The organism is Sinorhizobium fredii (assembly GCF_002944405.1).
GTDB lineage: Bacteria > Pseudomonadota > Alphaproteobacteria > Rhizobiales > Rhizobiaceae > Sinorhizobium > Sinorhizobium fredii_C.
Genome location: NZ_CP024307.1, coordinates 1618100 through 1643392, shown reverse-complemented (window position 1 = coordinate 1643392; position 25293 = coordinate 1618100). Strand labels below are relative to the sequence as shown.

Below are 25293 nucleotides of genomic sequence, written 5' to 3'. Positions count from 1 at the left end.
TTCAATCCCCATGCGGCAATCCGCCCTGCCGCCCCTCGGCGGGCAAATCACCACGTCGTTCCACTTTGAACCCCGGATTCGACCTTACGACAACCGTACACTGCATGCGAGGGGGGCATTTCAAAAAGAAACACATGATACGTTGCCGATTGGCAACATTGCAGATTTCAGCCAAAAAGACGCGTGCTGAGATGCCTCAATAAGTGGCACCTCAGAAAATAAAAGACCGCTCGCGATTGAACCCGGGCAGCGGCTTTACGGACGTATTGAAATCGGATCGCTCGGAAGTCCTGCCCGATTCTCGCACATAGAGTTTCGCACGCGATGCGTTACCAAACCCTTCCACGGCGACCAGTCGGCCGCCGTCGCGAAGCTGCTCAAAAAGGGAAGCGGGAATCGTTTCGACCGCACCATTGATGAAGATCACGTCATAGGGCGCTTCGGCAGCATACCCCTTGTTAAGATCGCCGCCCACGACCTTGACACTGCCATAGCCGAGCCGCGCCAGCGTCTCAGTCGCTGCGGCCGCCAACGCCTCGTCGCTCTCCAGCGCCACGACCGAGCCGGCGATCAGCGACAGCAGCGAGGAAGCATAGCCCGTCCCGGAACCGATCTCGAGCACCTTGTCGGCTTTGGTGATCTGGGCGAGCTGCAGCAGCTTTGCCAGCGGAGACGGCTCCATGAGGTAGCGCGGGGTGGCGCCGCCGACGAGCTCGATATCCGTGTCGATATAGGCGAGTTCCTTCATCTTCGCCGGCACGAATTCCTCGCGCGGCACGGAGAGGAAGGCAGTCAGAACCGAATGGGAGGTCACATCCGTCGTCCGGATCTGATTGTCCACCATCTTAATGCGCGCTGCTTCGAAGTTCATGATACTGCCTCGTGTGCGAATGGGCGCGGCGCCGCCATCCCGGAACCCCGCGCGATCTAGCCAGGCTGCGTGAGAGCCTCTTGCCTAAGCTCATAATTCGCCGCACCGCCGGTTTCAAGCGACCGCGGCATTCGGCCCGCAAAAAGGAAAGCCGCCGGCGCGACGGCCGGCGGCTCGAATGCGATTGGTTGGCGTGTTCAGTGCGACGGGGATCGTCAACGGCCGGGAGCGGCCTCGAGCCCGACAAGGGCGATCTTCCCGTAGCCTGCTCCCTGTATAAGGTTCATGACGCTCATGAGCTCGCCATAGTCGACGAGCCGGTCGGCGCGAAGCAGAACGCGGGTTTCCCTGTTTCCATTGGCGATTCGATCGAGCTCCGCGACGAAGGCGTCACGTGCCGTCTCCTCATTGCCGATCGCCAGCGAGAGATCCGCCTTCAAGGTCACGAACACCGGCTTGTCGTCACGCGGCGTCGGCGTGGCGACCGATTGCGGCAAGTCTACCTTCATGTCGACCGTCGCCAGCGGCGCAGCCACCATGAAAATGATCAGGAGAACCAGCATCACGTCGATGAACGGTGTGACGTTGATCTCGCTGTTCTCGTCGAGGTCGCCGCTGCCTTCGGATATCCGTCCCGCCATGTCCGCTCACCCGATCCTGGCAATCGACGCATCGGCACCATGGCCGTAGCCGTCCTGCCGGCGCGGCTGCGGCTGCGGCTTGCGGATGTGGCGGTGATCGAGATCGCGGCTCACCAGCCGTTCCACCGCGGCGGCGGCATCCGCCAGGATGAGCTTGTATCCGCCGACCGAGCGGGCGAAGTAGTTGTAGATCACCACTGCCGGAATGGCAGCGACAAGCCCGATGGCGGTCGCCAGCAGAGCTTCGGCGATGCCTGGCGCGACAATTGCCAGATTGGTCGTCTGCGCCTTGCTGATGCCGATGAAGGAATTCATGATCCCCCAGACCGTGCCGAACAGACCCACGAAAGGACCGACAGAGCCGATCGAAGCCAGAACGCCGGTGCCTGCGCTCATCCTCTTGCCGGCGCGGATTTCGATGCGGGAGAGCAGCGAGGCGACGCGCTCCTTGACGCCTGCCGCCGGCGCTTGATCCAGGACCGCTTCGGAACGGGACATCTCATCGACGGCGGCGGCGATCATTTCGCCCGCCGCACCTGCCTTGCGGTCAAGCTTCAGCTCTGCCAGACCGTTTGCGGCCGTCAACGCCCGAACCGCGCGGTTCATCCGCGCCTTCGCAAAGGCCAGTTCCAGGGTCTTCACGAAGAAAATCGCCCAAGTCGCCACCGAGGCCAGGGCAAGCGCGATCATCACGCTTTTGACGACCACGTCAGCGGCGAGGAACATACCGACCGGCGACAGGTCGTGCGGAAGATTTGGCGCGCCTCCGGCGGCGACCGCGTCACCTTCGGCCGGCGCTGGCGTGGTTACGGGGACCGGGCTGCTTCCAGCCTCTTCCGGCAGCGGGGCAACGGTCTGCTCCCCGACCGGCGCCGATGGTGCTGTCTGGGCTACGCCCATGCATGGGCCGGACAGGAAAATGGCAAGTGTCGCCGCCAGCAACATGGTCTGGGTCGGCCGGCTCCGATTCGACATCTCGTTCCTCACTATTTCGTGCGCTTCCGATCGACGTCGGCGCTTCGGGCAATCGAGGTCGCTGGCCGAAGGCGCCAGGATTCCTCGCCGGCACGGTCTTTTACGCAATGCCGGTCCGTATGACAAGAATACTGGAGTAAAATAATCATGAATAATCGAGAGGCAACGCCAAACGGTGCTGCAGACCCTCGTCTCTTGGGCTCAGGATCTAGAATGCAGGCGCTTCGGAGGAAAAACTGTCGCTGCGCCAATCATAGCGGCGGTGCTGCTCCCACGGTCTCTGCGTCGATGGAAACGACCTCACGACGCGCATGCGCTGAGGCTGCGCCGCGTCGGCATAAACCTCGATCGCGCCGGTCTGCCGCAAGGTTCTGCCTGTCACGAGCAGCGTCTTGCCCGACGAACAGGCCGGCAACGCCCGCCTCGTTGCGGCCACCACTAGGTCGACGCGGCCGCACAGGTCTGCAAAGGCGTCCGGCGCTTCAACCACGGCAATTGTCCAGCCTTCCCTGCTTACACCGACGCACCACTCGCCCTTGCGACAAGTAAATGCGCCCCGCTTGGCCGCAACCAGATAAGACACCGCGTCCCCACTCGCCATTCTGCCGGCAGGCTGAGGGCCTGGCACGGTCCGCGCTCGGCGGTCGACGCCCTCCTTGGAGAGGCGGCCTGCGGCGGACGCGTTGACCGGGGCAATATGGCTTTCGAGGGCAAGTGCCCGTTGCCATTGCGAGAAGATGAACTCGGGTGGCCGCGCCTTGTTGGTGGCGATCGCCTCGCCGGTGATCAGGCCGACGAGTTGTCCGTCTTCGGAGATCGCAATTGAGGGCAGTTCTGCCTGGCGTTCCAGTGCCACGGACAACCCGCCCATGACGATCAGCGCCGCGCCGGCGAAAGCGAGCCGGGTTCTGAGCACGCAGAGCAATACGCCGCCGAATGCGAGCAGGAAGAACCCTGTGAGGCCGATGCGGCCAGTGACCCACTCACCGTCGAGTGTCGCCACATAGCGCGCGACCGCAAGCATCCAATCCAGCCCCTGCCCCATGACCACCAAGGGGTAATATTCGAGCCCGAAGGGCATGAGAAGCATAGCGAAGAGTCCGAAGGGCATGATGAGAATGCCGATCAGCGGTGTCGTCAGGACATTGGCGAGCAGTCCGTAGGCGGGCAACCGCTGGAAATGCGCTGCTGCATAGACGGCAGTGGCTAACCCGCCGATGAGCGACGTCGCGACCGTGGCCACGACGGGACCGGAAACCTGGCCGAGGCTCCGCCGAGAGATCCTTTCCTCTGCATTCCGCAGCCGATGGTCGCGCCAGCGAGCGTAGCCGGCCACGAGCGCCAGCGTCGCGGCAAAGGACATCTGAAAACCGGGACCGGCAACGGCCGAGGGCGACCACGCAATGATGATCAGAGCGGCAAGCGCGACATTGCGCAGGCTGATCGAGACTCGGTCGAAAAGAACGGCGACAAGCATGATCGAGATCATGATCCAGGATCTGAGCGCCGACACTGCACCGCCGGAAATCAGAATATAAAGGAAGACCATGGTGAGCGCGCCTGTGGCCGCGTATTTCTTGATCGGGCGCTTCGCCGCCAGGCCGGGAACCAGGCTCAGCAGGGTTCGTGCACCGATGAGAAAGGTGCCCGCCGCCAGCACCATATTGAGCCCGGAAATCGCCAGGACGTGGGAAAGGCCGGCGGCCCGCAGCGTCTCCACCGTTTCCCGGCTGATGGCACGCTCCTCGCCGGTCACCAATGCGGCAGCGATGGCGCCGGTGTCGCCGCCGATTGCCGCCCGAATCCGATTGCCCACCCCTTCGCGCAAAGCCGCAAGGCGGGCGTCCATCTGCAACGAGAGCGACAGATCGCCGTTGCCGTCCGCCGGCCTGCGCGGCGCACCGTAGAAAAAGCCGACGGCGCCCACGCCCTTGAAATAGGCACCGAAGGCGAAATCGTTGAGGCCCGGCAGCGCCGGTCCGGACGGCGGCGAGAGACGAACCTTGCCTTCGATGGCCGCGCCGATGGCGAAGGGCTCGTGGCGACTGCGGGCCACCAGCGTCGCCTGCCCGGGCGGCTTGCGGAGCTTCGGCTCGGAGGTGCCGACGATCTCGACCAGGTAGCGCCACCGCCCCTTGTCGTCCGGCTCGCGCGAGAGCACGGTGCCGCGCAGGTTCGTCGTCACCGGGCCATCAAGGACGATCGTGTCGACACGGCGCGTTTCGATCACCGCAAGCAGCATGCCAGCGACAAGGATTGCTGGCGCGAGCAGGAGCGGCCGCCACGCACGCAGTTTCCCCCGGCATAGCAATGTAGATATGCCGAAAACGCAAAGCAGCGGTGCGAGTTTGGCAAGTCCGACGTTCTCCGGCAGCGAAAACCAGATAAGCGCCCCGAGCGCCAGAAGCACCGGAACCAACGCAAAGCCATGGCCGAAATCGTCTTCCTCGCGCAGCATCGCGCGCAGAGAACCAGCAACGGCGGCTGCTGGAAAACGAAAGGGGCTGACAGAAGAGCGGCGATCGAGCCTTGCGAGGGGAGCTGTGTGCGCCTTGATCTGCGGGTTTTCGCGAGTATCGACGACCAAGTCGGCGGCTGACAGGCTCCATGCGCCGCGCTCCGCGTCGCGCATCACTGCCGGTCCCTCCCCCTCCCGCATTTCGCCCTGCTCTGCCCCCTCTGGCCGCCCGCACCGATCCTGCAACCAAAGGAACCTTATTGCAATCGCAAGACTATCTGCCGAAAAAATAGGCAGATCTGAACTGACCTGCCTGAACCGTGAGATTAGCGATCATTGATCTTTGCGGATATATTGCCATACCATGCGATTGTTGCGCCGCCATATGCACATTTTCGCATCGCACAATTTGCCTTTCGTACAGCTTGGCAGTCGAAAGTAAATCATATAGCAAATTCGCAACGCTTAATTTGGTGGCCAGGACGACGTGCCACAGCGCCAAAAGACGGAGGGTCCCATGTCAGGAACAAGCGCGACAATCTCAATCGATGGAAAAGCAGCGGACCTGCCAGTGAGATCGGGATCGATCGGCCCGGACGTGGTGGATATCGGCTCGCTTTACAAGCAGACCAAGATGTTTACCTACGACCCTGGCTTCACGTCAACGGCATCGTGTGAATCCAAGATCACCTATATCGACGGCGACGAGGGCGTGCTGCTGCATCGCGGCTACCCGATCGAACAGTTGGCCGATCACGGCGACTTCCTGGAAGTCTGCTATCTTCTTCTGTACGGCGAACTGCCGACGAAGGCGCAGAAGGACGACTTCGACTATCGCGTGACGCATCACACGATGATTCACGAACAGATGTCGCGGTTCTTCACCGGCTTCCGCCGCGACGCTCACCCGATGGCCGTCATGTGCGGCTGCGTCGGCGCTTTGTCGGCCTTCTATCACGACTCTACCGACATCACCGACCCGCATCAGCGCATGGTCGCGTCGCTGCGCATGATCGCCAAGATGCCGACAATTGCGGCAATGGCCTACAAGTACCACATCGGCCAGCCCTTCGTTTACCCGAAGAACGACCTCGACTACGCCTCGAACTTCCTGCGCATGTGCTTTGCCGTGCCCTGCGAGGAATATGTGGTGAACCCTGTCCTGTCGCGGGCGATGGATCGCATCTTCATCCTGCACGCTGACCACGAGCAGAACGCCTCGACCTCGACCGTGCGTCTCGCCGGCTCGTCGGGCGCAAACCCGTTCGCCTGCATCGCCGCCGGCATTGCCTGCCTCTGGGGTCCCGCGCACGGCGGCGCCAACGAAGCGGCCCTCAACATGCTCGCCGAGATCGGCTCGGTCGACCGTATCCCGGAATATATCGCCAAGGCGAAGGACAAGAACGATCCGTTCCGCCTGATGGGCTTCGGCCACCGCGTCTACAAGAACTATGATCCGCGCGCCAAGATCATGCAGAAGACGACCCATGAGGTGCTCGCTGAGCTCGGCCACAAGGACGATCCGCTCCTGGAAGTCGCGATGGAACTCGAGCGCATCGCGCTGACGGACGAGTACTTCATTGAAAAGAAGCTCTATCCGAACATCGACTTCTATTCCGGCATCACGCTGAAGGCGCTGGGTTTCCCCACCACGATGTTCACGGTGCTCTTCGCGCTTGCCCGCACCGTTGGGTGGATCGCCCAGTGGAACGAGATGATCGAGGATCCGGAACAGCGCATCGGGCGTCCGCGTCAGCTCTATATCGGCGCGCCGCTGCGCGACTACGTGCCGATCTCCAAGCGTTGAAGCGCCCACCTCGAAGCGAAAAGCCCGGTCAGGACTGGCCGGGCTTTTTCTTTTGGAGAAAGTTCATGACGATTTCCGCCGCTTTCTCGCCCGGAGGGCTGTCGGTCGCCATGCGCTGCTGCACGAGAGCGAAGCCATCGAGCATCGCAGCGCGCTGCGGCGTGTCGCTCGATAGCCTCTCGAACCAGCGCGTCAGTGTCCCTGGCCGAATGGCCTTGTTGAAATATTCGGGAACAATCGGAAAGTCTGCGATGAGGTTCGGCAGTGCCGCCGTCCATATCCGGATCTTTTCATGGAGGAGCGTGACGAGCCAGTCCGCACGATAGGTCGAAACGACCGGGACACCCGCGAGCGCCAATTCGAGGATGACCGTGCCTGACGCCGCGATTGCCGCGTCCGCCTCGCCGAATGCCCGCCACTTCATTTCCGGATCAACGGTTATTTCCGGCTGGATTTTCCAGGATGCGGTCAATTCCCGCACGCGATGTTCCTGGCGCGGGACGGTCGGCAGCAGGAAACGCGTGCCCGGGTTGCGTGCAGCAATCTCCGCAACGGCCTCCGCGAAAGCCGGCAGCAGGCGGCTGATTTCGCTCGCGCGCGATCCCGGAAGCAGCAGGCAGGTCTTGCCCCCTTGCCCCCGCCCCGTTTGCAGCCTCTGACGCCGGTGTTCCCGAACCGCGAGCAGGTTGGCGTCCGACGCCAGCCGGTGGCCGACATAGCTGGTCGGCGGGCCGCCGAGCGTCGCCATCACCGCCGGCTCGAAGGGAAGCACGGCAAGCACATGGTCGACATAGCCGAGCATCCGGGGCGCCCGCTCGGGCTTCCAGGCCCAGACGCTCGGACAGACATAGTCGATGATCGGCATGTCCGGCATTGCGTCGCGCACCTGCCGCGCGACGCGATGGGTAAAATCGGGGCTGTCGATGATGACGAGCGCATCCGGGCGCGCCGCCACGATGGCGCGGGCCGTTTGTCTGATGCGCAAAAGAAGCTTCGGCAGACGCGCCAGGACCTGCGAGAAGCCCATGATCGACAGTTCGCTGTAGTCGAACAGCGAGACAAGTCCCTCGGCCTCCAGCGCATCGCCGCCGACGCCGACGAGTTCGATCGGCGCGCCCATCCGCCCCTTGAGCGTCCGCACCAGATCGGCGCCGAGCAGATCTCCGGAAACCTCCCCGGCTATCACCGCCAGCCGATATTTCCGGCCGTTCATCGCGCCCGCTCCCGGGCGTCGCGCTCGATTCCAAGAACGAAGAGGCCGCGGCGGTTCGCCGTCTCGATAACGGTCGACCGTTCGAGGACCAGTGCACGCCCGGCCTCGACCGCTATGCCGGCGAGCCCCGCGGCGGCGGCGCCTGCCACGGTCGAGGGCCCGATCGACGGGAGATCGGCCCGTTCGTCCTGCTGCGGTTTGCAGAGCTTGACGAGAACGCCGCGACGGCGGCTCGATAGGCGGCCATCGGCCTTGAGTTCGGCGACCCGCGCCAGCATTGCGTCCGTTCCTTCGGCGCCCTCCAGGGCCACCACCCTGCCCCCGACGGCGACGGCGCCCTGCCCGACGTCAAGCGCTCCGAGCGCGTTGGCGGCGGCAATCCCCGCCTCGATGTCGCGCCGATCCTCGTCCGCCGGCGCGTGTTCTCCGATGGAGCCGGCTTTGGCAAGCAGATCGGGAACCACCTCGTGCGCGCCGATCACTCGGGCGCCGCTTGCCTCGATAAGATCCATCGCCATGCGCAGCACGGCATCATCGCCGCCGGATACCAGCGTCCTCAGGACACTCGGTACTTTTGCGAGCGTTTTCAGCGTCGGCCGGATGTCGCGCCAATCTGGCCGCCTTTGGACCGATCCGGATAGCACGACCCGATCGATCCCCTCCGCCGCAAAGGCTTTGCTGATCGCGGCGAAGTCGCCGATGGCCAGCGTCGCGTGGTCGAAGCCGCTCCAGTCGCCATCCGCCTCTCGCGAAAGCGCTATGACGAACGGATCTTCGCCCTGCCTGCGGGCCGCCTCTGCAACATGGTGGGGAAGCGCACCGGCGCCGGCAATGATGGCAAGCCTGCCGCTGCTGCGCGGCAGGTGCGACGCGGCCATGGCCCTCAACCCTTACCGCCGCGATTGGGCGATGAAAGTGCGCGGTCGCTTTCCGCAACGATGAAATCGAGAATCTCCAAAGCCGGCGGGCAGTCGAGATATTCGCCGCGAATCGCAGCCGCGTTGGCGCGGATCGATTCCGGTCCCTCGAAGATCTGCTTGTAGCAGCGGCGCACCGCATGGATGACCGGGCGATCGATGCCGGCGCGCGTCATGCCGACGACGTTGAGGCCGCTCAGCACGCCCGGGTTGCCGTTGAGCATGCCATAGGGAATGACGTCGTAGCTGACGGCCGACAGCCCGCCGATAAAGGCCTGCTTGCCGACCCGGGTGAACTGATGAACGGCCGAGCCGCCGCCGAGAATGGCGCGATCCTCGACGGTCACATGACCGGCAAGCATCACGTTGTTCGACAGGATGATGTTGTTCCCGAGCCGGCAGTCATGCGCCACATGCGAATAGGCGAGGAACAGGTTGTTGTTGCCGACGATGGTCGTCCCGCCGTGTTCGACGGTGCCGGTATTCATCGTTACGCCTTCGCGGATCGTGCAGTTCTCGCCGATTACGAGAGTCGTATCCACGGCGCTGTGATGCACGCTCTGGGAATCACCGCCGATGACCGCCCCGGGGAAGATCTTCGTGCCCTTGCCGATCGTCGTGCGCCCGATCACGACCACATGACTCAGGAGCTCGATATCGTCGCCTAGAACGGCGTTCGGCCCGATATGGCAAAACGGGCCGACCTTGACGTTCTCGCCGATCACCGCGCCGTCTTCGACCACGGACGCCGGGTGGATCTTGGCACTTGATGCAATCATGTTCAGGCGTCTTCCTTGCTGACAATCATCGCGCCGATATCAGCTTCCGCGACAAGTTGCCCGTCAACTTTTGCGTCACAGTGAAACTTCCAGATATTGCCCCGCTGCTTCTGCTTGGTGACATGGAACTCGACACGGTCGCCCGGCACCACGGGCTTGCGGAAGCGCGCGTTGTCGATCGTCATGAAGTAGACGAGATTGCTGCCGATGCCCGTTTTGCGTGCGCAGATGGCACCCGCCGTCTGGGCCATGCCCTCGATCAGCAGCACGCCCGGCATGATCGGCTTTTCCGGGAAATGGCCGGTGAAATGCGGCTCGTTCGCCGTCACGTTCTTGATGCCTATCGCCGAATTGTCGTCATCGATCTCGATGATGCGGTCGACGAGCAGGAACGGATAGCGGTGGGGAAGAAGTCTGAGGATCTCCTGAAGGTCTGCCGTGCCGAGAACTGTCGCAGCGTCATTCATCCTTGCCACCCTTTTTCTTATGCCTTTCGCTTGAGCGCATGGCGATTTCCGCGATCTCCCGCAGGAAGTCGCGCATCGGCCGCGCCGGAATTCCGCCGTATCGCTCACCCGCCGGAACGTCGCTCGCCACACCGCTCATCGCGGCGATCTGTGCTCCATCTCCAATCGTGATGTGTCCGTTGACGCCGGCATTGCCGCCGATCATTACGCCGTCGCCGATGCGTGTGCTGCCGGCGATGCCGACCTGGCTGACGATGCCGCAGTAGCGGCCGATGCGGACGTTGTGACCGATCTGCACGAGATTATCGATCTTCGTGCCCTCGCCGATCACCGTGTCGTCCATCGTGCCCCGATCGACCGTCGTATTGGCTCCGATCTCCACATGGTCCTGGATGATCACGCGGCCGACCTGAACGATCTTGATCATCCCGCCCTTCGGACCAGGTGCATAGCCGAAGCCGTCCTGACCGATGCGCGCGCCGGGATGAATGATGACATTGTTGCCGATCAGCGCACAGAGGATGCTGGCGCCGGCCGAGATCGTGCAATCCCTGCCGATCCGAACACGGGGGCCGATGACCGCACCGGCGGCGATCCGCGTGCCGCTGCCGATCTCCGCACCGGCACCGACGACCGCCGTCGGCTCTATCTCGACTCCAGGCTCGAGTCGCGCCGTCGGGTCGACGAAGGCTCCGGGCGCAATACCCCGCCCGCTGGTGTTGAACGATGGACGCAGTGCCTCACCGTGCAGCAACGCGCCGGCGAGCGCGAAGGCCGTATGCGGCTTCTGGGTCAGGAGAACGGGAATATGGCCCGGAACGATCGAGGCGACGGCCTTGTCGCAGATGATCGCGGAAGCCTGGCAGCTCTCGAATTCATCCCGGCTCTTGCGCGACAGCATGTAGCAAATGTCGCCGGACTTGGCGCGATAGACCGGTGCCACCGTATGGATGGTGCGATCGGCCGCGCCGGCATCAGAGAGTTCCGCCCCAAGCCGATCCGCGAGGTCACCCAGACGAATCCCTTGATGGGGCGGAAAAAACCAGTTCTGTTCCATGGACACTCCAGAACGTTTTCGTGGCAGTTCTGGACTGCACTTATCAGAACGACGAGTTGATACCAAACTTGAAGTTCTGGATCTCGTCGAAGTCTTCCTTTGCAACCGGCACTGCGTAGTCGACACGCAGCGGTCCGAACGGCGAAGCCCAGATCAGGCTGACGCCGACGGAAGCGCGCAGCGAGGCGTCCGTACCGCGGGCGAACTCGCCCGCACCCGTCAGTTCCACATCGTTGCCATAGAGCGTACCGGCATCGACGAAGAAGGCGCCACGGAAGCCGCTGTCACGCGGAATGCCCGGCAGCGGGAACGAGGCTTCGGCCGAGGCGGTGAAATAGGTGGTGCCGCCGAGCGCGTCGCCATTGTTGACGCGCGGACCGATGCCATTGCGTTCGAAGCCGCGGATGTCGTTGCTGCCCAGCTGGAACTGGTCGAAGACTTCCATCGAGCCGGAGGTCTTGAAGAGGTGCCCGGCGCTGCCGGCGAGTGAAGCGATGATGTCCGCCTCGTCGTTCACCGTGTAGTACCACTTGGCCTTACCCGTGAGCTTGTAGAAGTCGGACGTGCCGCCGAGGCCGGCGAACTCCTGCGTCACCGACGCGAGGATACCCTCGTGCGGCAACTGCGCATCGTCCAGCGTGTTGTAGGTGACCGACTGCGATACCGACGAACGTGTCCACGGGCTGTCCTCGACCACGCGGTCATAGGGCGACGACAGCTCGTCCTGATCGCCGAAATATTCGAGCTCCGTGTAGTTGTAACGCAGCGTCGTCGACAGGTTCTCGGTGATCGGCGCGGTGACGCGCAGGCTGAAGCCCTGATCGTTGTAGCTGTAGTTGTCGTCGTCGTAGTCGTGCTCGTTCTTGAAGAGGTCAAAACCTGCGGCCAGGCGATAGCCGAGGAAGTAAGGCTCGGTGAACGAGACATTGTAGGTCTGGCTGTCTTCGCCCTTGCCGGCGGCCAGACGGATATATTGACCGCGTCCGAGGAAGTTCTTCTCTTCGATCGAGGCTTCGACGAGGAAGCCGCCGCCGCTGCCGGCGGCATAGCCGGCGCCGATGCCGAACGAACCGGTCGACTGGTCCTGCACGTCGACGACGACGATGACGCGGTCAGCCGCACTGCCCGGCTGGGTGGTGATGTTGACCGACGAGAAGTAGCCGAGGGCCTCGAGCCGGCGCTTGGCGCGGGCGATCATTTCCTGGTTGAAGGCGTCGCCTTCGCCGACATCGAATTCGCGGCGGATGACGTAGTCGCGCGTACGCGTATTGCCGCGGATCTCGATGCGCTCGACATAGGCGCGCTCGCCCTGGTCGACGAGATAGTCGACGGCAATCGTGTGATTGGCGAGATCGCGATTGCCGCGCGGCGTCACGCGGGCGAACGGATAGCCCGCCGAGGCGACACGCTTGGAGATCGCGCTCATCGTGTCCTGGATGTCCTTGGCCTTGTAGACGGAGCCTTCATGGCTCTGCAGGAGGCCTTTCAGCTCCTCCGCATTGATGCCCTCAACCGTCGACTCGACGTTGATGGCACCGAAGTCGTAGCGCGGACCTTCTTCGACAGTGATCGTCACCGTATATTCGTTGGTCGCCTCGTTGAGCGTTGCTTCGGACGAGATGATGTTGAAGTCGGCATAACCGCGATTGTAGTAGAATTGCCGCAGCAGCTCTTCGTCGGCACGCAGCTTGTCGGGGTTGTAGACGTCCTTGCGAGTCAGGAACGAGAAGATCCCGGATTCCTTGGTGGCAATCACCGACTGCAGGCGGCCGTCGCTGTAGGCCTCGTTGCCGACGAAATTGATCTGCGTGATCTTGGTGCGCTCGCCCTCGTTGATGACGAAGGCAAGGTTGACGCGGCCTTCGGCGATCGGCACGACCTGCGTCGTCACCGTCACGTCGCTGCGGCCGATGGCGGCATAGGCATCCTTGATGGCCTGGATATCAGTCTCGACGGTCGCCTCGCTGTAGGGACCGAGCGGCTGCGTGCGAACCACGCCCTGCAGCTTGTCGTCCTTGATCTTGCGGTTGCCGTTGAAGACGACCTGGTTGACGAGCTGATTCTCGCTGACATTCACGACGAGCGTGCCGCCGGAGATGCTGATGCTGACGTCGGAGAAATAGCCGGTTGCGTAGAGCCGCTTCACCGAAGCGTCGATATCCGCATTGCTGAAGCTCTTGCCGGGGACGATCGTGATGTTCGCGCGAACGGTTTCCGGGCTGACGCGCGTGGCGCCACGGACTTCAACACGATTGATGACCGCGGCCTGGGCGACCGACGCGCTCGCAACCAGTGCCGCACCGGTTCCTGTCGCAACCATGCTTGCCGACAGCGCAAACGCCGACACCGCGTTCAAAAACCTTGAACCAGCTTTCATTGCAATTCTTACCTTTTTCCAACGTCCCGCGGCAATTTCGTACCGACTCCGGTCACGGTTGCCGTTTTACCCGCTTTTCCCATACAAGCAAGCCAGCTCGTTAATTTCTGTTTACTTCAATTCGAACCGTGGCTTAACAGCCACTACGGCGTTGCGTTATCGTAAACAAATCGTTGCAAAGCAAGCTTGTGAAACTCGCTCGTCACAGCTTTCCCAAAAGTTCAGATCCCCTCGTCGGCGCCCGTCAGTGCTAACCGAACAGCCAGTTGATGTCGTTCCAGGCGGCAAAGACCGTGAGCATCAGCACCATGGCGAAACCGATCCGGAATGCGAGTTCCTGGGCCGCCGGGCCGACCGGCTTGCCGCGCAACGCCTCGACCGCATAGAACATGAGATGGCCGCCATCAAGCACCGGAACCGGCATGAGGTTAAGCAATCCTATCGAGACCGAGAGGACGGCGGCAAAATTGAGCACTTCGGCGATGCCGAGCTTTGCCATCTGGCCGGACATCTGCGCGATGCGGATCGGCCCACCCACCTGATCGGCATTCATGCGGCCGACAAAGAGATTCGACAGATAGTCGAACGTACCGGTGACGATCCGCCAGCTCTGCAAGGCGCCCTGCCCGACCGCTTCGAGCGGGCCGTAGGTCTCGACACGGAAGTTGCCGGCCTCCTGATTCGTGCCGATGCCGATCTTTCCCTCCTCGACCTTGTTGCCGAGCGGATCGACGGATTCGGTGCGTTGCGGCACCATGTCGAGGTCGACGGTGGCGCCTGCGCGCTCTATGCGGACCTTGATCGGGAGTTCCGGACGAACACTGACGTAACGGCGCACGTCGTCGAAGGTGGCGATAGGCTTGCCGTCGATCGAAATCAACTTGTCGCCCGGCAGGACCCCGGCCTTTTCGGCCGCACTGCCGGGTGCGACGAAGGCCACCACCGGATCGGCCACGGCGCGGCCATAGATCGAGAAGAGAACGGCAAAGATGGCGATCGCCAAGAGGAAGTTGGCGATCGGGCCGGCCGCGACGGTTGCAGCCCGTTTCCACAGCTTGGCGCCGAGAAAGGTGCGGGCGCGCTCTTCCGGCCTGATCGTTTCCAGCCGCCGGTAGTCGGGCGTGCTTGCCGCATCCTCGTCGCCGAAGAATTTCACATAGCCGCCAAGCGGGATCGCGCAGAATTTCCACCTCGTTCCGTGCCGATCCGTCCAGCCGAAGAGCTCCGGGCCGAAGCCGACGGAGAAGGCAACGATGCGAATTCCGGACCAGCGGCCCACGAGGTAGTGCCCCATCTCATGGACGAAGACCAGCAAGGTCAGGAGGAACAGGAAGGTGGGAATGGTGTATTGAAGATTGTCTAGCAGAAGGCTCATATCGATTCCTATCGCATCCGCGTTGTCGCCGCCGTCAGACTTTGGATGCCGCGCGATCTTACCCTTATTTCTACCGGGATTTAAGGAAGTATGCAGCAGCGCCGGATGCGATGACGGAAGTGTGAGGTGATTTCCGGGCTAGAGGCCCAACAGGACGGAGGCGAAGTTCTCGTTCCTTCCGCCGCCGAGCAGGAGTTGAACAAGGACCAGAAGCAGCGCCGCGACACTGGCGAAGATCAACCCGTCGACGCGGTCCATAACGCCGCCGTGACCAGGGATCAGATGGCTCGAATCTTTCACGCCGAAGCGCCGCTTCACGAAGGATTCGAACAGGTCCCCGATCTGGCTTGCAATGGAGAGCAACAGCGCCGCGACCGGCATGCGCGCGTCGTCGAGCGAGAAATGGGCCATGAAGACGGCGACCCCGGCAAGAACGCCGCAGATCGCGCCGCCGACCGCGCCCGACCAGGTCTTGCCGGGCGAGATCGCTGGAGCCAGCTTCGGACCTCCGACCGCCCGCCCGACGAAATAGGCGAAGATGTCCGTTCCCCAGACCACGGCAAACACGAAGAGCATCGCAATGAGGCCCAGATAGTCCGCGCCACGGATCGCCGCCAGCGATATGCTTGTCAATCCGGCATAGGCGACGCCGGCCGGCAGCCACCAGCTCGTCCTCTTGATCAGCACCCAGAGAGTGGAAAGGACGATGCTGCCGGCAAGCACCGGCAGGCTGTAGGGCATATAGTCCATCAGTACCAAGGCGGCGATGACGGCCTGCGACAGCCAGCCGAGGGCATTGCCCTGGAAATCCCGCTCGGCAAGCTTGGTGATCGTCGACCATTCGTAATAGACGAGCAGGCCGATTGCGATAGACAGAAGCTGGAAGGCAAAGCCTCCGGCCCAGGTGGCACCGAGGGTTATCGCAGCAAGCACAATGCCCGATGCGATGCGGAGTTTGAGCTCTCTCTGCATCAGGACCCGACCGCCAAAGTCGGTTGCGGCAGCCCGCCGAACCGGCGTTCGCGGGAGGCATATTTCTCGATGGCGGCGACGAATGTCTCGCGCGTGAAGTCCGGCCAGAGTTCGGGAACGAACAGCAATTCGGAATAGGCCCCCTGCCAGAGCAGAAAGTTTGAAAGACGCTCCTCGCCGCTCGTCCGCAGGATGAGATCAGGGTCCGGAATGCCGGCGGTGTCGAGCGCCGCCGCTATGCGGTCGACGGTAATCTCGTCCGGGTGAAGGCGGCCGGCCGCCACCTCTTCTCCAAGACGCCGCATCGCTCTCGCCAATTCGTCGCGGGCGCCGTAGTTGAACGCGATCACAAGCGTGATCCCGGTGTTGGCGATCGTCGTCTCCTCGGCCTCGAGCAGGAGCGGCAGGATGTCGCCGCCCAAGTTGCCCCGATCGCCGATGACGCGGATACGGACGTTTTCGCGGTGAAGGTCCGCGAGATCCCGGCGGATGAAGGCCTTGAGCAGGCCCATGAGATCGCTGACCTCGTCTTCCGGCCTGCTCCAGTTCTCGGAAGAGAATGCGAACAGCGTCAGATAGCGGATGCCGAGCTCGGCGGCAGTCTTGACGGCACCGCGCACCGCCTCGACGCCCTTGCGGTGTCCCATGGTGCGGGGCAGTCCACGCGCGTTCGCCCAACGACCGTTGCCGTCCATTATGATGGCGACGTGAGCCGGCACGTTTGTGGGAACGAAATCTTGCATGGGCCGTCCGAAACTAGAGACTCGATTTTTCCGCGGTCAGACCTGCATGATTTCCTTTTCCTTCTCCGCGAGCAAGCGGTCGATTTCGGAAATCACTTCGTCGGTCATCTTTTGCACCCGCTCGGACTGAGCACGGCTCTCGTCCTGGCCGATGTCACCATCCTTTTCGGCTTTTTTCAGGCCGTCCATGCCGTCTCGGCGGACGTGGCGCACGGCCACTTTGCTCTTCTCGGCATAGTCGTGGGCGACCTTGACGAGGGACTTGCGGCGTTCCTCGTTCAGCTCCGGCAACGGAATGCGCAGATTCTGCCCATCGATGATCGGGTTGAGACCAAGATTGGACTCCCGGATCGCCCGATCCACGGCGCCGACCATCGACTTGTCCCAAACGGAAACCGAGAGCATCCGCGCCTCCGGGACGGTGATGTTGGCGACTTGGTTCAGGGGCATGCGCGAACCGTAGGCTTCGACGGTCACCGGATCGAGAACGTTCGCGGATGCACGACCGGTCCGCAGCGATGCGATGTCGTGCTTGAAAGCGGCGATCGCTCCGTCCATGCGGCGCTTCAATTCCTTCAGATCCACACCTTCACTCATGGTTCAGACTCCCATTTCTTCATCTCGGCGGCCGTCCCGGCCTCTGCAGATTATCAATTATCAGACACGATGGTGGCACGACCGCCACCGGTCAATATGTCCGCGAAGCCGCCCTTCTCATGGATCGAGAACACGACGATTGGAATGGCATTTTCCCGCGCCAGTGCCACGGCAGCAACGTCCATGACGGCGAGCCCCTTCTCGAGAACTTCGCTGTGGGTCAGGCGGTCGAAGCGCGTCGCGGACGGGTCCTTCTTCGGATCGGCGGAATAGATGCCGTCGACCTGAGTGCCCTTGAAGATCGCCTCGGCGCCCATCTCGGCGGCGCGGAGCGCCGCTGCGGAATCCGTCGTGAAGAAGGGATTGCCCGTGCCACCGGCGAAGATCACGACGCGGCCGAGCGAAAGGTGATAGAGCGTGGCGCGCTGCGAGAAGCTCTCGCAGATCTCCGGCATGGCGATCGCCGACAGCACCACCGTATCGATATCGAGCTTGCGCAGCGACGTCGCCAGCGCAAGCGCATTGATGACGGTCGCCAACATGCCCATGTGGTCGCCTGTCACCCGGTCGCCGCCCTTCGAGGCGACGGCGACGCCGCGGAAGATGTTGCCGCCACCGACGACGACACCGACTTCGACACCCATGGCCCGCGCCTCGGCAATGTCCGAGGCGATACGGTCGGCGACGGCGACGTCGATGCCGAAACCCTGGCTTCCCATCAAGGCTTCACCGGAGGCTTTGAGAAGAACGCGCTTGTAGATTGGCTTGGCCGACATCATCACTCCTGAGCAGATCGGCACGCATGGGCGACAGGCGCACACAGCGGCATGAGGACAATTCGTCTTGCGTGGTATCGACCGCCCCTGGCACAGCCCCGGCGGGTCCGCCGCAATAACGCATGCCGGATACACGAAGGGCACCGCGTTGTCACGCGATGCCCCCAGCTTTTCCCAATTGGAAAGAAGAAATCAACCCTTTGCGGCTGCTGCGACTTCCGCCGCGAAATCGGACTCTTCCTTCTGAACGCCTTCGCCGAGCAGCAGACGTGCGATACCGGCAACTTCGATCGGCGCACCGACGGTCTTCTCGGCTTCCTTGATCGCCGCCTCGACCGTCTGGTCGGGGTTCATGACAAAAGCCTGCGACAGGAGCGCAACTTCCTCGAAGAACTTGCGCATGCGGCCGTCGACCATCTTCTCGATGATGTTGTCCGGCTTGCCGGAAGCGCGCGACTGTTCGATGAAGACGTTGCGCTCACGCTCGGCGACGGCCGGGTCGATCTCGCTCGGGCGAACGGCAAGCGGGTTGGTCGCGGCGACGTGCATCGCAACCTGACGGCCGATCGCATTCAGCGCTTCCTTGTCGCCGGTCGACTTCAGAGCAACCAGCACGCCGAGCTTGCCGATGCCGTCGCCGGCGGCGTTGTGGATGTAGGTCGCAACTACGCCGTCCTCAACCTTGAGGAGGGCGGCACGGCGCAGCGTCATGTTTTCGCCGATCGTCGCGATGGCGTCCTTGATCGTATCCTCGACGGACTTGCCGGTTGCCGGATAGGCCGCCCTGGCGACAGCCTCAACAGTGCCTTCGGTACCCAGCGCGACATTGGCGACGCCGCGGACGAGGTCCTGGAAAGCGTCGTTGCGGGCCACGAAGTCGGTCTCGGAGTTGATTTCGACGACAACGGCCGTGTTGCCGGCACTGGCGATGCCGATGAGGCCTTCGGCAGCCGTGCGGCCGGACTTCTTGTCGGCCTTGGCAATGCCCTTGGCGCGCAGCCAGTCGATGGCGGCTTCCATGTCGCCGTTGGTCTCGGCCAGCGCCTTCTTGCAATCCATCATGCCTGCGCCGGTCTTTTCGCGCAGATCCTTCACCATTGCGGCAGTAACAGTCATCTTCTTGCCTCTTTGTCTGTTTCGCTGGCGCGCCAATCGCGGGTGGCGCCGTGCCAGTGGGTTTGGCAGGGAATGGCCTTTCAGTGTGACATCGTTATGACGCTGCCGTCGCGATGCTTGCGCGGGCAAAAACGTCTGCCCGACCGCACCATTCCTCGCTGAAAAAGAACAAGGCCGTTCAGATTTTCATCACAAACGGCCTCGTCCCGATATTTCATGGGTACGGCAGCCACGTATCGGCTGCCGTGGGCCAGATCAGGCTTCGGACGATTCGTCGAGAGCCGGCTCGACCGGTGCCTCTTCGGCTGCGCCGAGGTCACGGCCGGCAGCGCCCTGCTGACGGGCAATGCCGTCGATGGCAGCACGGGCGATGAGATCGCAATAGAGAGCGACCGCGCGCGATGCGTCATCGTTGCCCGGGATCGGGTAGTCGATCTGGTCCGGATCGCAGTTGGAGTCGATGACGGCGACGACCGGAATACCAAGGCGCTTGGCTTCTTCGATCGCAATCGATTCCTTGTTGGTGTCGATGATGAACATCAGGTCCGGCGTGCCGCCCATGTCGCGGATACCGCCAAGCGCCCGGTTCAGCTTCTCGCGCTCACGCTCGAGGTTCAGACGCTCCTTCTTGGTGAAGCCGGAAGCTTCGGAAGCGAGGATTTCGTCGAGCTTGCGCAGGCGCTGGATCGAGTTCGAGATCGTCTTCCAGTTGGTCATCATGCCGCCGAGCCAGCGAGCATTGACGTAATACTGGGCGGAGCGCTTGGCAGCGTCGGCGATGATCTCGGAGGCCTGGCGCTTGGTGCCGACGAAGAGCACGCGTCCGCCATTGGCAACGGTGTCGCTGACGACCTGCAGGGCGCGCGACAGCATCGGAACGGTCTGGGCGAGGTCGATGATGTGAACGTTGTTACGATCGCCGAAGATGTACGGCTTCATCTTCGGGTTCCAGCGGTGCGTCTGGTGGCCGAAGTGCACGCCTGCTTCGAGAAGCTGGCGCATGGTAAAGTCAGGCAATGCCATGCCTTTTTCTCCTTTTCCGGTTGAACCTCCGCAAGGCGTCGAACGCATCTAGATGCGCCCACCGGCGGAACAATCCGGATTTCTCCCGGAAAATCCCATGCCTCACGTGTGGAATGGGCAGCCCCTTAGCTGCAACTGCCCGATAAATCAAGTCAGCAAGTCAGTTTTTTGCCGCGACTGCTCTGCACAGCTCCGGCGATGGCCGCTACTTGCACTCTTCCGCGTTGAAGACTTCGAGATCGGCAAGCTTGCCGCTGAGCACGAAGTCACCATAGTCCATCGTCAGGTCGCGGGTGACGCCATTCTCGTAGAGCTTGAAGGACATGCGGTAGATTGGCAAAGCGTCGCCGCTCGCCTCGTCGTTGAAATAGGAGATCGTCACCGGCCAATAGCTTTCACCGGCGAGCTTGCCCGCCTTGCCGGCGTCCGCATCGTCGGGGGCGGGCTTGCGCGGCTTGCCGACGAAGGTCGAGGTGATCAGCGTCTTGTCACCCGAATCGGACCCGTCGAAGATGCGGGATTCGAAAAGGCCCTCGCCGCGCTTGGCCCGCTCGATCACCTCCAGCATATGCTCGGTCGGGAAGCGGCTTTGGGCGAGCGCTACCTCGCGTTTGTCAGGCGCCGTCAGTTCCACCTTGACGCCGGACTTGTCGTCGTGAGCGTTGCCGCGCACTTCCTTGTCCAGCTTCTCGTCGGTGAAGGAGCGGGTGAGAAAGCGAAAGCTCCTGTTCTTCAAGTCCTCGTAGGTGGTGGTCTGCTGGTCGGTCAGGCGAACTTCCTCGCCGGTATCGACCTGGGTGACGAAGCGGAAGCTCACTGTATATCCCTCGCAAGCCGACCCATTGAACTCATAGACCATGCGTCCATACATGCCGGTGATGCCGGAGCGATCGGAGGCATTCTTCAGTTCGAGATCGTAGACGGCGCGGTGCGGCGTCAATGCGGCCGCATAGGTACCGCCAGCGACGGTCACGGCGGCGAGGCAGACGCTCCCCAGAGCGAGAAGACCAAAGCCTTTACGAAACATCCGTTTCCTCCTGTTGGACTCGCCGGCAATGGGATAAACAAACATTCGGCAGAAGCGAGGCAGATCCGGTCCGTGCCTGTCGCGATCCCTGCTTCGCATGCAGGATTTTAACACAAAAGACAACAAGGGAGCCCTCCATGTCCGCAGAGATTGAAACGCGTCTCAACGAACTTGGTATCGTCATTCCGGAGGCGGTTGCGCCGGTCGCCAACTACGTGCCTTACGTCATCACCGGCTCGACGCTCTACATCTCCGGCCAACTGCCGATGGAAAGCGGAAAGGTCGCGATCACCGGCCATGTCGGCAAGGATGTCGACGTCGCCGCGGCGCAGCGTGCCGCCGAACTCTGCGCGATCAACATTCTGGCCCAGGCCAAAGCGGCGCTCGGCGGCGACCTCGGACGCATCCGCCGCCTCGTGAAGATCAATGGCTTCGTCGCCTCGGTTCCCGAATTCACCGAACAACATCTCGTCATTAATGGCGCGTCGAACCTCCTTGCCAACGTGCTCGGCGAAGCCGGCAAGCATGCGCGCGCCGCCGTCGGCATGGCGTCCCTGCCCTTCAACGCGGCCGTCGAAATCGACGCCATCCTCGAAATCGCCTGACCGGGTCGCTTCATGAAGGATATTTCCTGGCTTAAAGCCCAGCCGATCGCCCACCGCGGCTATCACGACATGAATCGAGAGGTCTGGGAAAACACGCTTTCGGCCTTTTCCCGCGCTGCGGAGGCGGGCTTTGCGATCGAATGCGATCTGCAGTTTACCGCCGATAGCGTTCCGGTCGTCTTCCACGACCACGATCTGCAGCGCCTCTGCGGCATCAGGGGAGACGTTCGGGCGAAGACCGCCGGCGAACTCGGCCTATTGTCGATCGGCGGCACGAAGGACAGGATTCCGACGCTCAAGCAGATGCTTCGTCTCGTCGACGGGCGGGTTCCTCTCGTGCTTGAACTCAAGGGCCGCAAGGACGACGACGAGGGGTTCGCGGCGGCCGTGCTCGACACGCTCGAGGACTACGCAGGGCCAGTCGCTCTGATGAGCTTCGACCATTGGCTGCTCAAGGACCTGAAGGCGCTAGACGCCCCCTATCCGCTCGGTCTCACCGCCGATGGCGCCAATCCCGAGAAATTCTTCGTGCACGAGGAAGCCATGCAGCTCGGGCTGGACTTCATTTCCTATTTCTACGGGGACCTGCCGAATCCCTTCATAACCAAGGAGCGCGCCATGGGCCGCACCGTCATCACCTGGACGGTGCGCGATGGCCGGGCGCAGGAGCACAGCTTCGCCCATGCCGATCAGATGACGTTCGAGGGTTTCGATCCAAGGGAGACCATGATTTCCTAGGCGCATGTCAGACGCGATCAACATCCGCATAGAGCATTCGTTCACTTCGATACCACCGGCGAGCTGGGACAGGCTTACCGGCGCTTCGAAGACCTCTCCCGGCATGCCCTATAACCCCTTCCTATCGCATGCCTATCTCTCGGCGCTCGAGGAGTCCGGTTCGGCGACGACGGAGACGGGCTGGCTCGGTCAGCACCTGCTGCTCGAGGATGCGGACGGCTCGTTGCGCGGCGCGCTCGTCTGCTACCTGAAGAACCACAGCCAGGGAGAATACGTCTTCGATCATGGATGGGCGAACGCCTTCGAGCGCGCCGGCGGCCGCTATTATCCGAAGCTGCAATGTTCCATACCGTTCACGCCGGTGACCGGGCCGCGCCTGCTCAGTGCCGCGGGCGGCGATCTAAAACCGGTGCGGGAAGCGCTTGCCGCCGGCCTCAAAGAGCTTTCGCGCCGACACGGCGTCTCCTCCGCCCACGTCACCTTCGTGCTGCCCGAGGAGATGCCGATCTTCGAGCGCTCCGGATTTCTGCACCGAACCGACCAGCAGTTCCACTTCATCAATGAAGGCTACGGCTCGCACAACGATTTCCTTGCAACGCTCGCGTCGCGAAAACGCAAGGCGCTGAAACGGGAGCGTCGCGCCGCAGTCGAGAACGGGATCACCATCGAGTGGCTGACCGGCAGCGACCTCACCGAAGCGATATGGGACCAGTTCTTCGCCTTTTATATGGATACCGGCGGGCGCAAGTGGGGCCGGCCATACCTCACTCGCGCCTTCTATTCGCTGATCGGCGAGCGGATGGCCGACGACATTCTGCTGGTCATGGCCAAGCGCGGCGGCCGGTATATCGCCGGGGCGATCAATTTCATCGGCGGAGATGCGCTCTACGGCCGGCATTGGGGCTGCATCGAGGACCATCCCTTCCTGCATTTCGAGGTCTGCTACCACCAGGCGATCGACTTCGCGATTGAAAAGGGATTGCGGCGTGTCGAAGCGGGCGCGCAAGGCGAGCACAAGCTGGCGCGCGGCTACATGCCGGTGACGACCCATTCAGCCCATTTCATCACCCATCCGGGCCTGGCAAGAGCCGTCGCCGACTACCTGGAGCAGGAGCGCCGCGATGTGGAGGAGACTGGCGAATTCCTTGCGGAGCACGGGCCCTTCCGCAAGGGTGAGCGCCAACAGGATTGATAGGCAGCGGGACTTGCCGCTGCGAACCAGCAAGAGGAAACGACATGAGCGGCTATGACACCAACAACATCTTCGCCAAGATATTGCGCGGCGAAATTCCCTCACACCGGGTCTATGAGGACGAGGCTACGGTGGCGTTCATGGATGTCACGCCGCAGGCGGAGGGGCACGTGCTCGTTCTGCCTAAGGCGCCGTCGCGCAACATCCTCGACGCCGACGTTGCCACCCTGCCGGCGCTGATCGCCACGGTCCAGAAGGTCGCGATCGCCGTCAAGGAAGCTTTCGGCGCCGACGGCGTGACGATCATGCAGTTCAACGAGGCGCCGGCCGGCCAGTCCGTCTTCCACCTGCATTTCCACGTTATCCCGCGCCGCGAGGGCACTCCGCTGAAGCCGCATTCCGGTAAGATGGAGGATGGCGACGTGCTGGCGGCGAATGCGGAGAAGATTCGCCGGGCGCTGTAGGCCCCCCTGTCAGAAACCCAGCCACCATAAGCCGCCGGCGAGCGTCAGAATCGCGGTCGCGATGCCAACTGCCGGCTTTTGCCTGGCAACAAAGAAGGCGACGGTGCCGACCAAGACGGCGCCGACCCGCAGCCAAAGCGGCGACTGCGCCAGCACTCCAGTCGGGTAAAGGATAAGCTTGGCGATCACTGCGGCAACCAGGGCGGTCGCGACCGCCCTCACCCAGTTCAAAGCCTCCGAATCATCGCGAAGTCGCTTGCCTGCAAGCACGCCCAGCCAGCGCCACAGGTCGGTCGCCAGCCACCCGGCTATCGCTATGAAGGCATAAGCCCACCATCCGTCCGTCCAGGTCACGGGCGCGCCTCCCGCCTGGAACGCCAGAGACGCTCCGCGCCCCAGGCGAGCGTGCCGCCGCCGACGCCCGCCAACAGAACGTCGAACTCCGGTGCGATCCAGTAGAACAGCGGACCTGCAACGAGACCCACCGCAAGCGCCACGTAGATAACCGGGTGGCGGGCCGAATGCCAGATCGAGGCAAGGAAATAGACCGGCGTCAGAAAGAAAAGGCAGCCTGCCACCACCGGCGGAAACTCGGCGACAAGGTGATAGACGACGCCAACCAGCACCATGTTTGCCGCGACGAGCGTCATCCCGAAGCCGGCGAAGAAGGCGACGCGATGCTCGCGCGGAACCTTTGGCACACGCTCCATCGCAAAGACCCACGCGGTAATGGCGATAAAGTGCGACAGAATGAGAAGCAGCCAAGTCGGCGTTCTGGAGCCACGTAGTTCGGGGACTAGCGCCGCAACCATCGGCATCAGGCGGACCGACGAGAGTGTGACCGCCAGGAACGCCGCCGCGAGGCTCGCGCCGCTCATGATCGAGCTGACGAGAATGACCTTCGCCGGCAGAGCCCAGACGATGCCGGTCATGAAGACGACCTGCTCCGGCGGGATGCCTGCCTGAGCGGTCAGGGAGCAGAAGCCGACGAAGGAGAGCATAAGTATGATCGCCGGTAGACTGAAAATCCCCCGAGCCCCGGTCAGAAACCAGGCCAGCGCCGACCGTTCGTCTTCGATATCATCCATTGAATCACGCGGAAT

At 62.6% G+C, this 25293-nt stretch carries 25 protein-coding genes; 5 read left to right on the top strand and 20 right to left on the bottom strand.

The window, feature by feature from the left end; translation table 11 throughout:
• Positions 1 to 211 precede the first annotated feature (211 nt).
• The 4 genes from NXT3_RS08015 to NXT3_RS08000 all read right to left on the bottom strand — a co-directional run bounded on the left by NXT3_RS08015 (position 212) and on the right by NXT3_RS08000 (position 5146).
• Positions 212 to 871, bottom strand: coding sequence for a protein-L-isoaspartate O-methyltransferase family protein (locus tag NXT3_RS08015; RefSeq protein WP_037422970.1), 660 nt, complete (start codon positions 869 to 871; stop codon positions 212 to 214).
• Between the two features lie 215 nt (positions 872 to 1086).
• On the bottom strand, positions 1087 to 1512 hold the full coding sequence (gene exbD / locus NXT3_RS08010; protein ID WP_104839068.1) for a TonB system transport protein ExbD: 426 nt from the start codon (positions 1510 to 1512) through the stop codon (positions 1087 to 1089).
• Positions 1513 to 1518: 6 nt separating this feature from the next.
• Positions 1519 to 2487 carry a tonB-system energizer ExbB gene (gene exbB / locus NXT3_RS08005; protein ID WP_104839067.1) on the bottom strand — a complete coding sequence of 323 codons (969 nt, stop codon included), beginning with the start codon at positions 2485 to 2487 and terminating at the stop codon, positions 1519 to 1521.
• 208 nt (positions 2488 to 2695) lie between these two features.
• Positions 2696 to 5146, bottom strand: a complete 2451-nt coding sequence (locus NXT3_RS08000; RefSeq protein WP_104839066.1) for a ComEC/Rec2 family competence protein — start codon at positions 5144 to 5146, stop codon at positions 2696 to 2698.
• A 316-nt stretch (positions 5147 to 5462) separates the two neighbouring features.
• Between NXT3_RS08000 and gltA the strand changes: the two genes are divergently transcribed.
• Positions 5463 to 6752: a citrate synthase gene (gene gltA / locus NXT3_RS07995; RefSeq protein ID WP_037422981.1), complete on the top strand. Its 1290-nt coding sequence runs from the start codon at positions 5463 to 5465 to the stop codon at positions 6750 to 6752.
• A 28-nt stretch (positions 6753 to 6780) separates the two neighbouring features.
• Here the strand turns inward: gltA and lpxB are convergent, their stop codons facing one another.
• The 14 genes from lpxB to NXT3_RS07925 all read right to left on the bottom strand — a co-directional run bounded on the left by lpxB (position 6781) and on the right by NXT3_RS07925 (position 21191).
• Positions 6781 to 7965 carry a lipid-A-disaccharide synthase gene (gene lpxB, locus NXT3_RS07990; RefSeq protein WP_104839065.1) on the bottom strand — a complete coding sequence of 395 codons (1185 nt, stop codon included), beginning with the start codon at positions 7963 to 7965 and terminating at the stop codon, positions 6781 to 6783.
• The gene (locus tag NXT3_RS07985) at positions 7962 to 8843 is read right to left on the bottom strand and encodes an LpxI family protein (protein ID WP_104839064.1); all 882 of its coding nucleotides are present in this window, start codon (positions 8841 to 8843) and stop codon (positions 7962 to 7964) included. The genes lpxB and NXT3_RS07985 overlap by 4 nt, the downstream gene beginning before the upstream one ends.
• Positions 8844 to 8848: 5 nt before the next feature.
• Positions 8849 to 9667 carry an acyl-ACP--UDP-N-acetylglucosamine O-acyltransferase gene (gene lpxA, locus NXT3_RS07980; RefSeq protein WP_037422992.1) on the bottom strand — a complete coding sequence of 273 codons (819 nt, stop codon included), beginning with the start codon at positions 9665 to 9667 and terminating at the stop codon, positions 8849 to 8851.
• Positions 9664 to 10128, bottom strand: a complete 465-nt coding sequence (gene fabZ, locus NXT3_RS07975; RefSeq protein ID WP_012707899.1) for a 3-hydroxyacyl-ACP dehydratase FabZ — start codon at positions 10126 to 10128, stop codon at positions 9664 to 9666. Before fabZ ends, lpxA begins: the two co-directional genes overlap by 4 nt.
• Positions 10121 to 11185: a UDP-3-O-(3-hydroxymyristoyl)glucosamine N-acyltransferase gene (gene lpxD, locus NXT3_RS07970; protein WP_104839063.1), complete on the bottom strand. Its 1065-nt coding sequence runs from the start codon at positions 11183 to 11185 to the stop codon at positions 10121 to 10123. The genes fabZ and lpxD overlap by 8 nt, the downstream gene beginning before the upstream one ends.
• Before the next feature lie 43 nt (positions 11186 to 11228).
• The gene (bamA, locus tag NXT3_RS07965; protein WP_104839062.1) at positions 11229 to 13562 is read right to left on the bottom strand and encodes an outer membrane protein assembly factor BamA; all 2334 of its coding nucleotides are present in this window, start codon (positions 13560 to 13562) and stop codon (positions 11229 to 11231) included.
• 250 nt (positions 13563 to 13812) lie between these two features.
• Positions 13813 to 14937 carry an RIP metalloprotease RseP gene (gene rseP / locus NXT3_RS07960; RefSeq protein ID WP_037423001.1) on the bottom strand — a complete coding sequence of 375 codons (1125 nt, stop codon included), beginning with the start codon at positions 14935 to 14937 and terminating at the stop codon, positions 13813 to 13815.
• Positions 14938 to 15075: 138 nt separating this feature from the next.
• Positions 15076 to 15909 carry a phosphatidate cytidylyltransferase gene (locus NXT3_RS07955; protein WP_037423003.1) on the bottom strand — a complete coding sequence of 278 codons (834 nt, stop codon included), beginning with the start codon at positions 15907 to 15909 and terminating at the stop codon, positions 15076 to 15078.
• A complete protein-coding gene (locus tag NXT3_RS07950) occupies positions 15909 to 16652 on the bottom strand; it encodes an isoprenyl transferase (RefSeq protein WP_104839061.1) in 744 nt (247 codons plus the stop codon). Before NXT3_RS07950 ends, NXT3_RS07955 begins: the two co-directional genes overlap by 1 nt.
• A gap of 36 nt (positions 16653 to 16688) precedes the next feature.
• Positions 16689 to 17249, bottom strand: a complete 561-nt coding sequence (frr, locus tag NXT3_RS07945; protein WP_037423008.1) for a ribosome recycling factor — start codon at positions 17247 to 17249, stop codon at positions 16689 to 16691.
• Between the two features lie 53 nt (positions 17250 to 17302).
• Positions 17303 to 18025 (bottom strand): UMP kinase, encoded by a 723-nt coding sequence (gene pyrH, locus NXT3_RS07940; RefSeq protein ID WP_037423036.1) that lies wholly within the window; start codon positions 18023 to 18025, stop codon positions 17303 to 17305.
• Between the two features lie 192 nt (positions 18026 to 18217).
• Positions 18218 to 19141, bottom strand: a complete 924-nt coding sequence (gene tsf, locus NXT3_RS07935; RefSeq protein WP_037423011.1) for a translation elongation factor Ts — start codon at positions 19139 to 19141, stop codon at positions 18218 to 18220.
• A 255-nt stretch (positions 19142 to 19396) separates the two neighbouring features.
• Entirely contained in the window at positions 19397 to 20164 is a 768-nt protein-coding gene (gene rpsB / locus NXT3_RS07930; RefSeq protein WP_014328193.1) for a 30S ribosomal protein S2, read from the bottom strand.
• A gap of 205 nt (positions 20165 to 20369) precedes the next feature.
• Entirely contained in the window at positions 20370 to 21191 is an 822-nt protein-coding gene (locus tag NXT3_RS07925; protein WP_104839060.1) for a cell envelope integrity EipB family protein, read from the bottom strand.
• Between the two features lie 137 nt (positions 21192 to 21328).
• On the opposite strand from NXT3_RS07925, the gene NXT3_RS07920 reads away from it, so the two are divergent.
• Genes NXT3_RS07920 through NXT3_RS07905 form a run of 4 tightly spaced genes read left to right on the top strand, consistent with a single transcriptional unit; the run spans position 21329 to position 24190 of the window.
• Positions 21329 to 21796 carry a RidA family protein gene (locus NXT3_RS07920; RefSeq protein ID WP_037423017.1) on the top strand — a complete coding sequence of 156 codons (468 nt, stop codon included), beginning with the start codon at positions 21329 to 21331 and terminating at the stop codon, positions 21794 to 21796.
• A 12-nt stretch (positions 21797 to 21808) separates the two neighbouring features.
• Positions 21809 to 22534 carry a glycerophosphodiester phosphodiesterase gene (locus NXT3_RS07915; protein WP_097526831.1) on the top strand — a complete coding sequence of 242 codons (726 nt, stop codon included), beginning with the start codon at positions 21809 to 21811 and terminating at the stop codon, positions 22532 to 22534.
• A 4-nt stretch (positions 22535 to 22538) separates the two neighbouring features.
• A complete protein-coding gene (locus NXT3_RS07910; protein WP_104839059.1) occupies positions 22539 to 23726 on the top strand; it encodes a GNAT family N-acetyltransferase in 1188 nt (395 codons plus the stop codon).
• A gap of 44 nt (positions 23727 to 23770) precedes the next feature.
• Positions 23771 to 24190 carry an HIT family protein gene (locus tag NXT3_RS07905; protein WP_104839058.1) on the top strand — a complete coding sequence of 140 codons (420 nt, stop codon included), beginning with the start codon at positions 23771 to 23773 and terminating at the stop codon, positions 24188 to 24190.
• Positions 24191 to 24199: 9 nt separating this feature from the next.
• On the opposite strand, the gene NXT3_RS07900 is transcribed toward NXT3_RS07905, so the two are convergent.
• Together NXT3_RS07900 and NXT3_RS07895 are read right to left on the bottom strand one after the other, a co-directional pair.
• Positions 24200 to 24544, bottom strand: coding sequence for an AzlD domain-containing protein (locus tag NXT3_RS07900; protein WP_037423028.1), 345 nt, complete (start codon positions 24542 to 24544; stop codon positions 24200 to 24202).
• A complete protein-coding gene (locus NXT3_RS07895; protein ID WP_104839057.1) occupies positions 24541 to 25278 on the bottom strand; it encodes an AzlC family ABC transporter permease in 738 nt (245 codons plus the stop codon). The genes NXT3_RS07900 and NXT3_RS07895 overlap by 4 nt, the downstream gene beginning before the upstream one ends.
• Between the last annotated feature and the right edge of the window lie 15 nt (positions 25279 to 25293).

Coding starts and splice junctions, on each gene's coding strand:
- NXT3_RS08015 (WP_037422970.1), bottom strand. CDS start 871: ATGAACTTCGAAGCAGCGCGCATTAAGATGGTGGACAATCAGATCCGG.
- exbD (WP_104839068.1), bottom strand. CDS start 1,512: ATGGCGGGACGGATATCCGAAGGCAGCGGCGACCTCGACGAGAACAGC.
- exbB (WP_104839067.1), bottom strand. CDS start 2,487: ATGTCGAATCGGAGCCGGCCGACCCAGACCATGTTGCTGGCGGCGACA.
- NXT3_RS08000 (WP_104839066.1), bottom strand. CDS start 5,146: ATGCGGGAGGGGGAGGGACCGGCAGTGATGCGCGACGCGGAGCGCGGC.
- gltA (WP_037422981.1), top strand. CDS start 5,463: ATGTCAGGAACAAGCGCGACAATCTCAATCGATGGAAAAGCAGCGGAC.
- lpxB (WP_104839065.1), bottom strand. CDS start 7,965: ATGAACGGCCGGAAATATCGGCTGGCGGTGATAGCCGGGGAGGTTTCC.
- NXT3_RS07985 (WP_104839064.1), bottom strand. CDS start 8,843: ATGGCCGCGTCGCACCTGCCGCGCAGCAGCGGCAGGCTTGCCATCATT.
- fabZ (WP_012707899.1), bottom strand. CDS start 10,128: ATGAATGACGCTGCGACAGTTCTCGGCACGGCAGACCTTCAGGAGATC.
- lpxD (WP_104839063.1), bottom strand. CDS start 11,185: ATGGAACAGAACTGGTTTTTTCCGCCCCATCAAGGGATTCGTCTGGGT.
- bamA (WP_104839062.1), bottom strand. CDS start 13,562: ATGAAAGCTGGTTCAAGGTTTTTGAACGCGGTGTCGGCGTTTGCGCTG.
- rseP (WP_037423001.1), bottom strand. CDS start 14,937: ATGAGCCTTCTGCTAGACAATCTTCAATACACCATTCCCACCTTCCTG.
- NXT3_RS07955 (WP_037423003.1), bottom strand. CDS start 15,909: ATGCAGAGAGAGCTCAAACTCCGCATCGCATCGGGCATTGTGCTTGCT.
- NXT3_RS07950 (WP_104839061.1), bottom strand. CDS start 16,652: ATGCAAGATTTCGTTCCCACAAACGTGCCGGCTCACGTCGCCATCATA.
- frr (WP_037423008.1), bottom strand. CDS start 17,249: ATGAGTGAAGGTGTGGATCTGAAGGAATTGAAGCGCCGCATGGACGGA.
- pyrH (WP_037423036.1), bottom strand. CDS start 18,025: ATGTCGGCCAAGCCAATCTACAAGCGCGTTCTTCTCAAAGCCTCCGGT.
- tsf (WP_037423011.1), bottom strand. CDS start 19,141: ATGACTGTTACTGCCGCAATGGTGAAGGATCTGCGCGAAAAGACCGGC.
- rpsB (WP_014328193.1), bottom strand. CDS start 20,164: ATGGCATTGCCTGACTTTACCATGCGCCAGCTTCTCGAAGCAGGCGTG.
- NXT3_RS07925 (WP_104839060.1), bottom strand. CDS start 21,191: ATGTTTCGTAAAGGCTTTGGTCTTCTCGCTCTGGGGAGCGTCTGCCTC.
- NXT3_RS07920 (WP_037423017.1), top strand. CDS start 21,329: ATGTCCGCAGAGATTGAAACGCGTCTCAACGAACTTGGTATCGTCATT.
- NXT3_RS07915 (WP_097526831.1), top strand. CDS start 21,809: ATGAAGGATATTTCCTGGCTTAAAGCCCAGCCGATCGCCCACCGCGGC.
- NXT3_RS07910 (WP_104839059.1), top strand. CDS start 22,539: ATGTCAGACGCGATCAACATCCGCATAGAGCATTCGTTCACTTCGATA.
- NXT3_RS07905 (WP_104839058.1), top strand. CDS start 23,771: ATGAGCGGCTATGACACCAACAACATCTTCGCCAAGATATTGCGCGGC.
- NXT3_RS07895 (WP_104839057.1), bottom strand. CDS start 25,278: ATGGATGATATCGAAGACGAACGGTCGGCGCTGGCCTGGTTTCTGACC.